The 14,070-nt window shown below is 55.7% G+C and carries 11 protein-coding genes; 10 read left to right on the top strand and 1 reads right to left on the bottom strand.

Annotated elements, in window-relative coordinates:
- The first annotated feature begins 35 nt into the window (after window positions 1-35).
- The 8 genes from J2125_RS01635 to J2125_RS01600 all read left to right on the top strand — a co-directional run bounded on the left by J2125_RS01635 (window position 36) and on the right by J2125_RS01600 (window position 7,109).
- Window positions 36-1,004, top strand: a complete 969-nt coding sequence (locus J2125_RS01635) for an HNH endonuclease signature motif containing protein (protein WP_017800041.1) — start codon at window positions 36-38, stop codon at window positions 1,002-1,004.
- A 163-nt stretch (window positions 1,005-1,167) separates the two neighbouring features.
- A complete protein-coding gene (locus tag J2125_RS01630) occupies window positions 1,168-1,890 on the top strand; it encodes an RNA polymerase sigma factor FliA (RefSeq protein WP_017800040.1) in 723 nt (240 codons plus the stop codon).
- Between the two features lie 43 nt (window positions 1,891-1,933).
- Window positions 1,934-2,437 (top strand): flagella biosynthesis regulatory protein FliZ, encoded by a 504-nt coding sequence (gene fliZ, locus J2125_RS01625; RefSeq protein ID WP_026111559.1) that lies wholly within the window; start codon window positions 1,934-1,936, stop codon window positions 2,435-2,437.
- An 88-nt stretch (window positions 2,438-2,525) separates the two neighbouring features.
- Entirely contained in the window at window positions 2,526-3,512 is a 987-nt protein-coding gene (locus tag J2125_RS01620) for a D-cysteine desulfhydrase (protein WP_026111558.1), read from the top strand.
- A 60-nt stretch (window positions 3,513-3,572) separates the two neighbouring features.
- A complete protein-coding gene (gene tcyJ, locus J2125_RS01615) occupies window positions 3,573-4,373 on the top strand; it encodes a cystine ABC transporter substrate-binding protein (RefSeq protein ID WP_017800037.1) in 801 nt (266 codons plus the stop codon).
- A complete protein-coding gene (gene tcyL / locus J2125_RS01610; protein ID WP_017800036.1) occupies window positions 4,373-5,041 on the top strand; it encodes a cystine ABC transporter permease in 669 nt (222 codons plus the stop codon). Before tcyJ ends, tcyL begins: the two co-directional genes overlap by 1 nt.
- On the top strand, window positions 5,038-5,790 hold the full coding sequence (gene tcyN, locus J2125_RS01605) for an L-cystine ABC transporter ATP-binding protein TcyN (protein WP_209499436.1): 753 nt from the start codon (window positions 5,038-5,040) through the stop codon (window positions 5,788-5,790). The genes tcyL and tcyN overlap by 4 nt, the downstream gene beginning before the upstream one ends.
- A gap of 245 nt (window positions 5,791-6,035) precedes the next feature.
- Window positions 6,036-7,109, top strand: a complete 1,074-nt coding sequence (locus tag J2125_RS01600) for an acyltransferase family protein (protein WP_017800034.1) — start codon at window positions 6,036-6,038, stop codon at window positions 7,107-7,109.
- A gap of 46 nt (window positions 7,110-7,155) precedes the next feature.
- On the opposite strand, the gene putA is transcribed toward J2125_RS01600, so the two are convergent.
- Window positions 7,156-11,100 (bottom strand): trifunctional transcriptional regulator/proline dehydrogenase/L-glutamate gamma-semialdehyde dehydrogenase, encoded by a 3,945-nt coding sequence (gene putA, locus J2125_RS01595; RefSeq protein WP_026111557.1) that lies wholly within the window; start codon window positions 11,098-11,100, stop codon window positions 7,156-7,158.
- Window positions 11,101-11,535: 435 nt separating this feature from the next.
- Between putA and putP the strand changes: the two genes are divergently transcribed.
- A complete protein-coding gene (gene putP / locus J2125_RS01590; protein ID WP_026111556.1) occupies window positions 11,536-13,020 on the top strand; it encodes a sodium/proline symporter PutP in 1,485 nt (494 codons plus the stop codon).
- A gap of 189 nt (window positions 13,021-13,209) precedes the next feature.
- Entirely contained in the window at window positions 13,210-14,043 is an 834-nt protein-coding gene (gene efeU / locus J2125_RS01585) for an iron uptake transporter permease EfeU (protein ID WP_017800031.1), read from the top strand.
- The last annotated feature ends 27 nt before the right edge of the window (window positions 14,044-14,070 follow it).

The raw sequence follows: 14,070 nt of genomic DNA, 5'->3' as shown, positions 1-14,070 counted from the left end.
TTTTTCCTTTTTTCTTATTTGTTGTGGAGTGTGCTATGCGCTTCAATTATGACTTGTTACCTGGGGACGTGCTGTCGTTCGATGAGATCAGCGAACGCTATAGCCAGAAATACCCTGATGACAAATTACTGACCACCCGTGGATTGCTGAGTCCTTCCACAACCAGTAAGAGTCTGACCATCCGCGCTGTTTTCGCCAGCAAGGATGGTCATATTCCGCTGGAAGATCTGTTGTTTATCAGTGGTGATAACGAACGCAAAAACTATCTGTCGCGTTTTGAACACTACTTGCACAATCAGGAGAGTTTCCTCTACTTTCGCCGCGCCCAGGAACCTGCACCCTGGAACAGCTGGAAGGTGCTGGGGGAGAGCAAGGTGCTGGCGATGCTGGATCCTGCGTCGATCATGGCGCAGTCGTTGTTGCAACAGCGCGGCTATACGCTGACGCTGATGCGCAGTGATGAGGAGGATGAGTACTGGCAGTTATTTGATCCGCAGTCGAAGTCCTGCTTTGAGTACTCGCGCCAGTTGCAGTTTATTGTGGTGCTCTCCTCGGCGCTGCTGCCGCCGCCTGGCGCAGTCATACCTGGCACCCAGGTCGGACGGCGCGTCAAGGCGCGCTTATGGCAGCGCGCCAGCCACTCGGAGTTTAACCAGGCGGTGCGTGCGCGTTATGGCGCTTGCGTGATCACCGGAACGCGCTTGTCCGATGAACAGGCCTGGCCATGGGTGGAAGCCTGCCATATCGATACCAGCGAGAACGATCTGGGCTTTCTGCAGGATAACAGCACTGACAACGGGCTGTTTTTACGCAGCGACTTGCAGCGTCTGTTCGCCAGTCAGCGCCTGTCAATCGATCCGCTAACCGGCACGGTGCACTTGCGTCAGACATTGCTCGAAGATCAAATGCTGCTGCCGTTTTATCGTGAACTGGAAGGCAAAGTCTGTGCGCTGTGGTCGCAGGTGCCGGACAATACCCGTCAGCGTTTAGGGCGCAAACCCTGATTGCTGGTTTTACCCGGATCCCGCTGTTGCTCTGATGCAATCGCGGGATCCAAATCGCCATAAAAACGAAATAACCCGCCTTTTTTATCCCTATTCCGCCAATCGATATCCCTACAGAATCGGATAATCATGCCGATAACTTAATTAACGCAGGAAAGTCAGAGTGAACGATCTATATACCGCCGACGGCGTGATGGATAAACATTCGCTGTGGCAGCGATACGTACCGCTAGTGCGCCATGAAGCATTGCGCCTGCAGGTGCGGCTGCCAGCCAGCGTCGAACTGGACGATCTGCTACAAGCGGGGGGTATCGGCCTGTTAAATGCCGTGGAACGCTTCGATGCGTTGCAGGGGACAGCCTTTACCACCTATGCGGTGCAGCGAATTCGTGGCGCGATGCTGGATGAGCTGCGCAGTCGCGACTGGGCGCCGCGTAGCGTTCGTCGCAACGCGCGTGAAGTTGCCGGCGCCATGCATCAGGTAGAGCAGCAGCTGGGCAGAACGGCCACCGAACAGGAGGTTGCCGCTCAGCTGAATTTATCGATGGAAGAGTATCGACAGATATTGCTGGATACCAACAACAGCCAGCTTTTTTCCTACGACGAATATCGTGAAGAGCATGGCGACAGCGCGGAACTGGTGACAGAGGGGCATGAAGAGGCTAACCCGCTGCATCAGTTAATGGAAGGGAATCTGCGTGAACGTGTCATTGAAGCCATCGAGGCTTTGCCCGATCGCGAAAAGATGGTGCTGACACTGTATTACCAGGAAGAACTGAACTTGAAAGAGATTGGCGCGGTATTGGAGGTCGGGGAGTCCCGGGTCAGCCAGCTGCACAGTCAGGCGATAAAACGCCTGCGCGCCCGGTTGTCGGGAGCGCGCTGACAGAGTCAGTTCTCGCTTTCAAACACCAACCGGGGAATTCCTAATGGGATCCAAAACTAAAACAAGGCCTTTAAGCCGATATTTGAAAGACTACAAGCACAGCCAGAGCCATTGTTCCCATTGCAGTAAAGTGTTAGACAGAATGGCACTGGTGTTTCGTGGTCAGATAATAAATAAAGAGGCCATCGCCCGGATGGACCAGCTAATAGACGATCAGGTCTGGCTGAAATTGCAAAATGAACTTACGGCGCTGTGCCGTTTTTGTAGTGATATTTATTGCAATACTCATCCTAATTACTTTGACATCATGGCGTTCAAACAGTACCTGTTTGAGCAGACCGAAATGAGCCACAGCACGATTCGCGAGTATGTGGTGCGCTTGCGCCGCCTCGACGATATGCTGTCAAAACGTAATTTCCCGGCGGATAAACTGCGGGGCAATAGCTGGCGTGAATGTCTGGAAAACGACCTGCCGGATGCGGGTCATGACAACTATCGCATCGCGCTGCGCAAATACGATCAATTTCTTGGCTGGCAGAGTGCTTAGTTAGCATTGTGCGTAAATGGAAGATGACCATCCGGTCATCTTCTGCAAGACTGTAAGGATAACTGAAACCGTAGCTGCGGAGGCTCCGTTGTCCTTACACCATTTAATGCAATTTCCCCGTCTTGAATTTATTGGCGCCCCGACGCCGTTAGAGCACCTCCCACGTCTTTCTGACTATCTTGGCCGCGATATTTTTATCAAACGTGACGATGTCACGCCGCTGGCGCTTGGCGGTAATAAGCTGAGAAAGCTGGAATTTCTCGCTGCCGATGCGCTGCGCCAGGGCGCCGATGTGCTGGTTACCGCCGGGGCGATTCAGTCCAACCATGTCCGCCAGACCGCCGCCGTCGCCGCTAAACTGGGCTTAAAATGCGTCGCGCTGCTGGAAAATCCGATTGCCACCCGCGCCGAAAACTACCTGAGTAATGGTAATCGCCTGCTGCTGTCATTAATGGACTGCGAAGTGGTGATGGTCGATGCGCTTGATGCGCCGGATCGCCAGATGGAAGAGCAGGCCGTACTGCTGGAAGCGCAGGGCTTCCGTCCGTATGTGATCCCGGTTGGCGGATCCAATGCGCTTGGCGCACTCGGTTATGTCGAATGCGCGCAGGAGATTGTCCACCAGTGTGAAGGCATTATTGATATCGCTGCGGTGGTGGTCGCCTCAGGCAGCGCCGGGACCCATGCCGGGCTGGCGGTCGGTCTGGAACAGCTGCTGCCGGATACCGAGCTGGTGGGCGTGACCGTTTCGCGTAAAGTCGCCGCTCAGTTACCGAAAGTGCAGCAGCTGCAACAGGCGCTGGCACAGTCGCTGGAACTGACCGCCAGCGCGCCCGTCACTCTGTGGGATGACTATTTTGCTCCGCAATATGGCATGCCGAATGAAGAGGGCATGGAAGCGGTAAAACTGCTGGCACGGCTGGAGGGAATTATGCTCGACCCGGTCTACACTGGTAAGGCAATGGCAGGATTGATTGATGGTCTTGCCCAGCGACGTTTCCGCCGCGAGGGACCGATTGTGTTTGTGCATACCGGTGGTTCACCGGCGTTATTTGCTTATCATCCTTCGGTCTAAGGTCAGGGCGAAAAACGGAATATAATCCGCACGCTTATACTGATAATTAATGGGGTTGCTATGAAATTTTCTCTGGTGCGTCGCCAGCTGGCGATGGGGGTGATGGCAGTTGCATTGCTGGCGGGTTTTCAGGCGAAAACCTTTGCGGCTGAAGATCTGCTGAATAAAGTGAAACAGCGCGGTTCGCTGCTGGTCGGGCTGGAAGGCACTTATCCGCCATTCAGCTTCCAGGACGAGAACGGTAAGCTGGCCGGCTTTGAGGTCGACTTTGCCAATGCGCTGGCGCAGCATCTGGGGGTAAAAGCCAGTCTGAAGCCGACCAAATGGGACGGCATGCTGGCGTCACTGGATTCGAAACGGATTGATGTGGTGATCAACCAGGTCACCATCTCGGATGAACGTAAAAAGAAATATGACTTCTCCACGCCGTACACTATCTCGGGTATTCAGGCGCTGACCAAAAAAGATCAGGCGGCCAGCATTACCAAACCGCAGGATCTTAACGGTAAGAAAGTCGGCGTTGGCCTTGGCTCTAACTATGAGCAGTGGCTGCGTGAAAACGTCAAAGATGCTGATATCCGCACCTATGATGATGATCCAACCAAATATCAGGATCTGCGCGTTGGCCGTATTGACGCCATTCTGGTGGACCGCCTGGCGGCGCTGGATCTGGTGAAGAAAACCGGCGCCACGCTGGCGGTTGCGGGTCCGGCTTTCTCGCGGCAGGAGGCGGGCGTAGCGATACGCAAAGGCAATGATGATCTGGTGAAAGCCATTGATGGCGCGATTGCAGAGATGCAAAAAGACGGAACGCTCACTAAACTTTCTGATAAGTGGTTTGGCGCGGACGTCACTAAATAATGCAAGAGAGTATTCAACTGGTGCTGGATTCAGCACCTTTTTTATTGAAAGGCGCCGTCTTTACCCTGCAACTGAGTATTGGCGGCATGTTCTTTGGCCTGATCCTCGGTTTTATCCTGGCATTAATGCGGCTGTCGACCTTCTGGCCAGTCAGCTGGCTGGCGCGTTTTTACGTCTCGATTTTCCGCGGCACACCGCTGATCGCCCAGCTGTTTATGATCTATTACGGCCTGCCGCAGTTTGGCATTGAGCTGGATCCGATTCCTTCGGCAATGATTGGCCTGTCGCTGAATACCGCCGCTTACGCTTCTGAGTCACTACGTGGCGCGATTGCCGCTATCGAGCGCGGTCAGTGGGAGGCGGCGGCCAGTATCGGCATGTCGCCGTGGCAAACCCTGCGACGCGTTATTCTGCCACAGGCGGCGCGCACCGCGCTGCCGCCGCTGGGCAACAGCTTTATCAGTCTGGTGAAAGATACCTCGCTGGCGGCCACCATTCAGGTGCCTGAGTTGTTCCGTCAGGCGCAGTTAATCACCTCGCGCACGCTGGAAGTGTTTACCATGTATCTTGCGGCTTCGCTGATCTACTGGGTGATGGCGACACTGCTGTCGGCATTGCAAAATAAGCTGGAAGATCATGTTAATCGTCAGGATCGGGAGTCAAAATGAGCGCCATTGAAGTCAGTAAACTGGTGAAGCAGTTTAATGGTCAGACGGTGTTGCATGGCATCGATCTGGAAGTCAGCTCCGGCGAAGTGGTGGCGATTATTGGTCCGAGTGGATCCGGTAAAACCACCTTGCTGCGCAGCATCAATCTGCTGGAAGTACCAGACAGCGGCACCATCAAGGTGGGCAATATCCTGATTGACGCCGCTATGGCGATCAGCAAACAGAAAGAGAAAGTACGCCAGCTGCGTCAGCAGGTGGGCTTTGTGTTCCAGAGTTTCAATCTGTTTCCGCATCGCTCGGTGCTGGAAAATATTATTGAAGGGCCGGTGATCGTCAAAGGCGAGAACCGCGCTGAAGCCGTCGCGCGTGCGCGTCAGCTGCTGGAAAAAGTCGGTCTGCAGGGCAAAGAAGAGAGTTATCCACGCCGTCTGTCCGGCGGCCAGCAGCAACGTGTGGCGATTGCCCGTGCGCTGGCAATGCGTCCTGCTGTGATTCTGTTTGATGAACCGACTTCTGCATTGGATCCGGAGCTGGTCGGCGAGGTGCTCAGCACCATTCGCGCGCTGGCGCAAGAGAAGCGCACCATGGTGATCGTCACGCATGAAATGAGCTTTGCCCGCGATGTGGCGGACCGCGCGATTTTTATGGATCAGGGCAAAATTGTCGAGCAGGGCGCGGCAAAAGCGCTGTTCGCCAATCCGCAGCATGCCCGAACCCGTCAGTTTCTGGAAAAATTCCTCAATAATTAACTGGTTTGCTGACAGCACGGGAAATCTGAAAAGTCTTCACCCTATGGGCGCCGCTTCGCCGCCCATACTCACTCTTTACACCCATCCTGACATAACTTTAGTTATTATCCGGGCCAGCGCATCCTCTTTAAGATAAACGCTAAAGCTATTCGCTGCGCGTTCCGTTAATAATTTCCTTAATGATTAAAATAATAATAGCGCCGCAGAATGCGTATTTCACTCTACACATAGCTGGAGTTAACACCATGAATAATAACAAAACAGAAGAGATTCTGTGGGTCAACACGCTTAAAGGTGCCTGCATATTACTGGTTGTGCTTTATCACGTGGTATTACCAGGATATCAGGGTACGCTGCAATATCTGACGGCGGGGATTATTCCCGCGCGACTGTGGATTGAATTCAATACGGTGTTATCGCCGCTGCGGATGCCCGCTTTCTTTTTTGTTTCCGGTTTGCTGGCAGCCAACGCGATTATTAATAAGCCGTGGAAAGAGGTATTTACCAGTCGCGTCACCAATCTGTTCTATCTCTATATTTTATGGGGTGTGATTCAGTGGCTGTCGATTTACAGTATCTCCACCGGGATTACCGGACATCGCATTTCGCAGAATCTTAATTCATCCTACTCGCAGTCGCCGCTGGAGTTTATCAAGCTGATGCTGCTGGCGATGAGCAGCTCATGGTACCTGTATGCGCTCGGGCTGTTTTTCCTGCTGGCTAAACTGTTCCATCAGCAACGTCTGCCGTTAATGGCGGGCGCGTTGCTACTGAACTATGCGGCGGTCGATAATATTATTCCTGGCTGGGGGCCGGAGAGCCTGTCGCAATACTTTATCTACTTCCTGCTCGGCGCGTTTTACAGTACCGCGATGATTCGCCTGAGCGAATGGCATCGCAGCAATATCCTGCCGTGGCTGGGGTTAGTGGCGCTGGCTGGCGTGCATATCTGGCTGGGACTGGATAAGAGCATCTTTCTCTGCATGCTGGCGATCGCCTGTTGCATCGCCATCACCCGGAAGCTGAATCAGCATTTTGATATGAGGCTGTTGAACTGGATGGGGAAAAATACCCTGCAGATTTATGTGCTGCACCGTATTTTTATTGAGTATTTTGGCATGACGGCCATTCTGTTTGCGCTGCAACATCAGCTGTTCAGCCATCGTCTGTTTTCTCTGCTGTGGGCGACTGGTTTCCCGATTGCGATGGTCGCGCTCTGTTCCGCCTGCTCAATGGCGGTCTGGACGCTGCTTAATCGTGGTATGGGCAAATCGTTGTTTATCTATCCGAAATTATTGCGTATGAAGTTTGATCACTGATGGGTATGACCGCCAGTCTGATCACTGGCGGTCAGTAACAACAGCGTTAACCGATGGTCATCAGACTGGCGTTGCCGCCAGCAGCAGCGGTATTGACACTCAGTGAACGTTCGATCAGCAGGCGTTCCAGCAGCAGATTGCTTTCGCCGCGGGCAAAGCCCTGCACCGAGACAATCGCGCCGTCACGCGCCGCCACCTGGCCACACAGCTCGCGCAGCTGGTCAGCATCACCGTGGTGGATCACCGCATCGAAATCCTTATCCAGCACATCGGCGGCAAAGTCGATACGCTCCTGCACCAGCGGTGGCAGCGTATCAAACAGCGCGCGGCAGGCGGCATCCTGCGGCCACAGCGCACGACTGCCAACGCTGGTTACCGCAGCCAGCTGCACCAGACGGTCTTCATCGTTATCCGCCAGGCACAGTACACGTTCGCGCGGCAGCAGGGCAAAGCTGTTGCGTTCACCCGTCGGGCCTGGCAACAGGCGCAGCGTGCCGCCCTGCGCCAGTTCGGCATAGCGCTGGCAGATGGCCGCCAGCTGCGGTTTATCCGCCGCCCAGTCACTGAGCGCCTGATGCGGCGCCTGTAATGCCGGACGCAGCGTAGCATCAACCGGACGTTCAGCATCCTGACGATCCAGCGTGACACGCAACGCGCCATCCGGACGATGCGACAGCAGGCGATAGAGGTACAGTGGGCCACCGGCTTTCGGCCCGGTGCCGGAGAGTCCCTCGCCACCAAATGGCTGCACGCCGACTACCGCGCCGACCATATTGCGGTTCACATACAGGTTGCCGACTTTGGCGCTTTGCGTTACCTGATTAATGGTTTCATCAATGCGGGTGTGTACGCCAAGCGTCAGACCATAACCGGAGGCATTGATCTGCTGCACCAGTGACGGCAGCTGGCTGCGCTGGAAGCGCACCACATGCAGCACCGGACCAAACACCTCTTTATCCAGATCCTCCACCGTATTCAGCTCAATCAGCGTCGGCATCACAAAGGTACCCTGCGACCACTCTTTGCTGTCCTGTGGGTTCTCCTGCGCCGCCTGCCAGACCTGCAGACCCTTCGCGCGCATCGCCTGAATATGGCGATCGATATTCTCTTTAGCTTCGGCATCAATCACCGGGCCGATATCGGTCGACAGGCGTTCCGGATTACCCATCCGGCATTCGGCCATCGCGCCGCGCAGCATTTTCAGCGTATGTCCGGCGACATCTTCCTGAATACACAGCAGACGCAGCGCCGAGCAGCGTTGTCCGGCGCTGTCGAATGCTGAGGCGACGATATCGGTCACCACCTGTTCGGTGAGGGCGGAGGAGTCGACAATCATCGCATTCATGCCGCCGGTTTCGGCGATCAACGGCGTCGGGCGACCCTGGGGATCGAGGCGTCCGGCAATATTGCGTTGCAGCAGGGTGGCGACGGCGGTGGAGCCAGTAAACATCACGCCACGTACCCGATCGTCACCGGTCAGCTGCGCGCCGACAGTTTCACCGCGGCCCGGCAACAATTGCAGCACGCCAGCCGGTACACCGGCATCCAGCAGGATCTGTACCGCCTGAGCGGCAATCAGCGGCGTCTGTTCGGCAGGCTTCGCCAGTACGCTATTGCCCGCCGCCAGCGCGGCGGCAATCTGGCCGCTGAAAATCGCCAGCGGGAAGTTCCACGGGCTGATACAGACCACCGGTCCCAGCGGACGATGGGTTTCATTATCGAAGTCGTCACGCACCTGACCGGCATAGTAGTGCAGGAAATCGACCGCTTCGCGCACTTCGGCAATTGCGTTGCTGAAGGTTTTTCCGGCTTCACGCACCAGAATCCCCATCAGCTGCTGCATCTGGCCTTCCATCAGCATCGCCGCGCGCTCGAGGATTGCGGCGCGCTCCTGCGGCGGGGTGGCGAACCAGATGGAACCGGCGCTTACCGCGGCATCCAGCGCAGTGGAAACCTCCTGCTCACTGGCTTCGCGCACTTCACCGACAATATCTTTCGGTTCCGCCGGGTTGATCACCGGTTGGGTGGCGCCGCCAGTCAGCTCACCGTCAATCATCGGCAGCGCCTGCCATGCCTGACTGGCGCTGTTCAGCAGGGCGCTGGAGAGCGAGGCCAGGCGATGTTCGTTAGCCAGATCCAGTCCGGCGGAGTTCTGCCGTTTTGCGCCATACAGATCGCGCGGCAGCGGGATCCTGGGATGCGGAATACCCACCGCGCCTTCAGCGGCTGCCAGTTTCTCCACCGCCAGCACCGGATCGGCGACCAGCTCATCCAGTGGCAGCGTGGCATCGGCAATGCGATTGACAAACGAGGTATTGGCGCCATTTTCCAGCAGGCGACGCACCAGATAGGCCAGCAGTGTTTCGTGGGTGCCGACCGGCGCATAGATGCGGCACGGACGGTTCAGCTTGCCGTCGGCCACTTTACCCACCACCTGTTCGTACAGCGGTTCGCCCATGCCATGCAGGCACTGGAACTCATACTGTCCCGGATAGTAGTTATTGCCCGCCAGCTGGTAAATCGCCGCCAGCGTATGGGCGTTGTGGGTGGCGAACTGCGGATAGATCAGATTTGGCACCGCCAGCAGCTTACGAGCGCAGGCAATATAGGAGATATCGGTATAGACCTTGCGGGTATACACCGGATAGCCTTCCAGTCCTTCCATCTGGGCGCGTTTGATTTCGCTGTCCCAGTAAGCGCCTTTTACCAGACGGATCATCAGGCGACGACGGCTGCGCTGCGCCATATCGATCAGCGAGTCGATAACAAACGGGCAGCGTTTCATATAGGCCTGAATCACAAAGCCGATACCGTTCCAGCCTTCCAGCTCCGGTTCAAAGCAGAGTCTTTCCAGCAGATCTAATGACAGTTCAAGGCGGTCGGCCTCTTCGGCGTCGATATTAATACCGATATCGTAACTGCGCGCCAGCAGGGTAAGGGACTTCAGGATCGGATAGAGTTCTTCCATCACCCGATCATACTGAGCGCGGCTGTAACGTGGATGCAGCGCCGACAGCTTGATGGAAATGCCCGGACCTTCATAGATGCCACGACCGTTAGAGGCTTTACCAATGGCGTTAATCGCCTGCTGATAAGAGTGCAGGTAGGCTTTCGCGTCTTCGGCGGTCAGCGCCGCTTCACCCAGCATATCGTAAGAGTAACGGAAACCTTTCTCTTCCAGCTTGCGCGCGTTGGCCAGCGCTTCAGCAATGGTTTCGCCGGTAACAAACTGCTCGCCCATCAGGCGCATCGCCATATCGACGCCTTTACGGATCAGCGGTTCGCCACTTTTCCCGATAATCCGGTTCAGCGAGCGCGACAGACTGGCTTCATTATGGGTGGACACCAGACGGCCGGTAAACAGCAATCCCCAGGTGGCGGCATTCACAAACATCGACGGGCTGCGGCCGAGATGCGACTGCCAGTTACCGTTGCTGATTTTGTCGCGGATTAACGCATCGCGGGTCGGTTTATCCGGAATACGCAGCAGCGCTTCCGCCAGGCACATCAGCGCCACCCCTTCCTGCGAAGAGAGGGAGAACTCCTGCAGCAGACTTTGCACCATACCGGCGCGTCCGGTTGCCCCTTTTTGGTGCCGCAGCTTCTCGGCAAGGCTGTACGCCAGCTGATGGGTTTTCTCTGCCAGCGGGGCAGGCAGACGCGCCTGCTCCAGCATCATTGCCACCGCTTCGCTCTCCGGACGACGCCAGGCGGAGGTGATCGCCGCGCGGCCGACCGACTGCGGCAAAATATGTTCGGCAAAGTCGAGGAACGGCTGGTGGAACTCTTCCACCGGCTGCTCATCCGCTTCATTTTCGGCGCTCAGTAACGCCAGTTCCGGCAGGGCATCATCCGCTTCAAGATGGGCTAAGTAATTGAAAATGGCTTGTTTAATAAGCCAGTGCGGTGTGCGGTCGATTTTATGTGCGGCCAGTTTAATCCGATCACGCGTAGCTTCATCAAGCTTGACACCCATCGTGGTTGTTGCCATGCTAGAAACACTCCTCAAAATGAAAAATGATGATAATCAGCAGCAATATCACTGATGTTGCAACTTTGTGCAACCGTGTTAATTGTGACGTGGATAGCAAGCTGATAATTCCTCTAAATGTTAACGCCTGAAAAGCGGCATGGTTATTGCTGCAAAATCCTCGCCAGTTCTGACTATCCTGTAAATCCGTAATATTATTCGGGTTGTTATCAGGTGCAACCGGTGGAACTGTGATCGGGTGCAACCTGCTGGCTTTTTTTGTCACAGCGAAGGTGAAGTGGCAGTAATGAATGTGTTAAATCCATTGTGTGCATAACCGGTTTCCGGCAGGATACCGCGCCTCGGGGGTTGAGGTGGTGATACCGCTACGTTCCGGCGGTAACAAACGGGGGGCTCTCTCCCCGCTAAAAAATTGATAAAAAATGGAGATCCTGGATGACGATAAGTACACCGATGATGGTGACCTTTACGGTTTATATTCTTGGCATGGTGTTGATCGGTTTTCTTGCTTACCGTTCTACTAAAAACTTTGATGACTATATTTTAGGTGGACGAAGTCTCGGCAGCGTGGTGACGGCGCTGTCGGCGGGCGCTTCCGATATGAGCGGCTGGCTGCTGATGGGATTGCCTGGCGCAATCTTTCTTTCGGGGATTTCGGAGAGCTGGATTGCCATTGGCCTGACGCTGGGCGCGTGGCTGAACTGGAAAATTGTCGCCGGACGCCTGCGGGTACAAACCGAACATCACGACAATGCGCTGACGCTGCCGGATTACTTCTCCAGCCGCTTTGAAGATAAAAGCAAGCTGCTGCGGGTGATTTCGGCGATTGTGATTCTGGTGTTTTTCACCATCTACTGCGCTTCCGGCATCGTCGCCGGTGCGCGCCTGTTTGAAAGCACCTTTGGTATGAGTTACGAAACCGCGCTGTGGGCTGGCGCCGCAGCGACCATTATCTACACCTTTGTCGGCGGTTTCCTCGCGGTAAGCTGGACCGATACCGTGCAGGCCGGTCTGATGTTTTTCGCCCTGATCCTGACGCCGGTGATGGTGATCTTCGCGGTGGGCGGCATCAGTGATTCGTTGCGGGTGATTGAGGCGAAGAGCCTTGAGAATCTTGATATGCTGAAAGGCCTGAACGTTGTTGCGGTAATCTCGCTGCTGGGCTGGGGGCTGGGTTACTTTGGTCAGCCACATATCCTGGCGCGCTTTATGGCGGCGGACTCGCATCGCTCGATTCGTACCGCACGCCGCATCGGCATGACCTGGATGATCCTCTGCCTTGCGGGCACGGTGGCGGTGGGCTTCTTTGGTATTGCTTATTTCCAGAACAACCCGGCACTGGCCGGTGGCGTTACAGAAAACGGCGAGCGGGTATTTATCGAACTGGCGCGTATTCTGTTTAACCCGTGGATTGCCGGTATTCTGCTGTCGGCGATACTGGCGGCGGTGATGTCGACGCTGAGCTGCCAGCTGCTGGTCTGTTCCAGCGCGCTGACCGAAGATCTGTATAAAAGCTTCCTGCGCAAAGATGCCAGCCAGCGTGAGCTGGTGTGGGTAGGGCGCATGATGGTGCTGCTGGTGGCGGTGATCGCCATTGCGCTGGCCGCCAACCCGGATAATCGTGTGCTGGGGCTGGTCAGTTATGCCTGGGCGGGCTTTGGCGCGGCCTTTGGTCCGGTAGTGCTGTTCTCGGTTTGCTGGTCACGTACCACGCGTAATGGCGCGCTGGCCGGGATGATTATCGGCGCGGTTACGGTACTGGTATGGAAGCAGTACGCCTGGCTGGGACTGTACGAGATTATCCCTGGCTTTATCTTCGCCAGTATTGCGATTGTGCTGTTCAGCCTGCTGGGACGTGCGCCGTCGCAGGCTGCGCAGCAGCGTTTCGCCGCCGCCGAGGCGGAGTTTAACGCGCCTTAAATCTTTTTCGGCCAGCATCCCGTTAAAAACCCCGCTCAGTCGGGGTTTTTTTATCAGCTAAAACCGGGCAAATACGCAAAATACCGCAGCACCCTCTTGTATTTTTAGCGGCGATAATGATAATCGATATCGTTTTGATTTACGTTTCTTTACCCCCGTTGACCGCGTTTCACATTCGAGGTGTCAGGCATGTTTGTTCCATTTCTTATTATGCTACGTGAAGGATTAGAGGCGGCGCTGATTGTCAGCCTGATTGCCAGCTACCTGAAGCGTACCCAACGGGCGAAATGGTTTGGCGCGATGTGGATTGGCGTGTTTATCGCGGTGGCGCTCTGTCTGGCGGTCGGCGTGTTTATTAATGAAACCACCGGTGAATTTCCGCAGAAAGAGCAGGAGCTGTTTGAAGGCATCGTGGCGGTGATTGCGGTGGCGATCCTGACTTATATGGTGTTCTGGATGCGCAAAGTCTCCCGCAATGTCAAAGCGCAGCTGGAAGACGCCGTCGACCATGCGCTGCAGAAGGGGAATAACAACGGCTGGGCGCTGGTGCTGATGGTGTTTCTCGCCGTAGCGCGCGAAGGGCTGGAATCGGTATTTTTCCTGCTGGCGGCTTTCCAGCAGGATGTCGGGATGGCGCCGCCAGTTGGCGCAATGCTTGGCCTGGCGGTGGCGGTGATCCTCGGCATGCTGCTGTACTGGGGCGGCGTGCGTCTTAACCTGGCGAAATTTTTCAAATGGAGCAGCCTGTTTATTCTGTTTGTGGCCGCCGGTCTGGCGGCGGGCGCGATCCGTGCCTTTCATGAAGCCGGTCTGTGGAACCACTTCCAGGATATCGCCTTCGATCTGAGCAATTCCCTCTCCACCCACACCCTGTTCGGCACGCTGCTGGAAGGGATTCTGGGCTATCAGGAGACGCCAACCGTCAGTGAAGTGGCGGTGTACTTTATCTATCTGATTCCGGCGCTGCTGCTGTTTGCGATGCCAGCACGTCCATCGGCTTCGGCGGCGAGAACAACGCGCTAAGCTGGGTGACAGCGCGTTTTGCGACGC

Source organism: Winslowiella toletana (genome assembly GCF_017875465.1).
Lineage (GTDB): Bacteria > Pseudomonadota > Gammaproteobacteria > Enterobacterales > Enterobacteriaceae > Erwinia > Erwinia toletana.
Note: the sequence above shows the minus strand (reverse complement) of the source record. Positions and strands in the feature narration are given on the sequence as shown.

Coding starts and splice junctions, on each gene's coding strand:
- fliZ (WP_026111559.1), top strand. CDS start 1,934: ATGGGATCCAAAACTAAAACAAGGCCTTTAAGCCGATATTTGAAAGAC.
- J2125_RS01635 (WP_017800041.1), top strand. CDS start 36: ATGCGCTTCAATTATGACTTGTTACCTGGGGACGTGCTGTCGTTCGAT.
- tcyJ (WP_017800037.1), top strand. CDS start 3,573: ATGAAATTTTCTCTGGTGCGTCGCCAGCTGGCGATGGGGGTGATGGCA.
- tcyN (WP_209499436.1), top strand. CDS start 5,038: ATGAGCGCCATTGAAGTCAGTAAACTGGTGAAGCAGTTTAATGGTCAG.
- J2125_RS01600 (WP_017800034.1), top strand. CDS start 6,036: ATGAATAATAACAAAACAGAAGAGATTCTGTGGGTCAACACGCTTAAA.
- putP (WP_026111556.1), top strand. CDS start 11,536: ATGACGATAAGTACACCGATGATGGTGACCTTTACGGTTTATATTCTT.
- putA (WP_026111557.1), bottom strand. CDS start 11,100: ATGGCAACAACCACGATGGGTGTCAAGCTTGATGAAGCTACGCGTGAT.
- tcyL (WP_017800036.1), top strand. CDS start 4,373: ATGCAAGAGAGTATTCAACTGGTGCTGGATTCAGCACCTTTTTTATTG.
- efeU (WP_017800031.1), top strand. CDS start 13,210: ATGTTTGTTCCATTTCTTATTATGCTACGTGAAGGATTAGAGGCGGCG.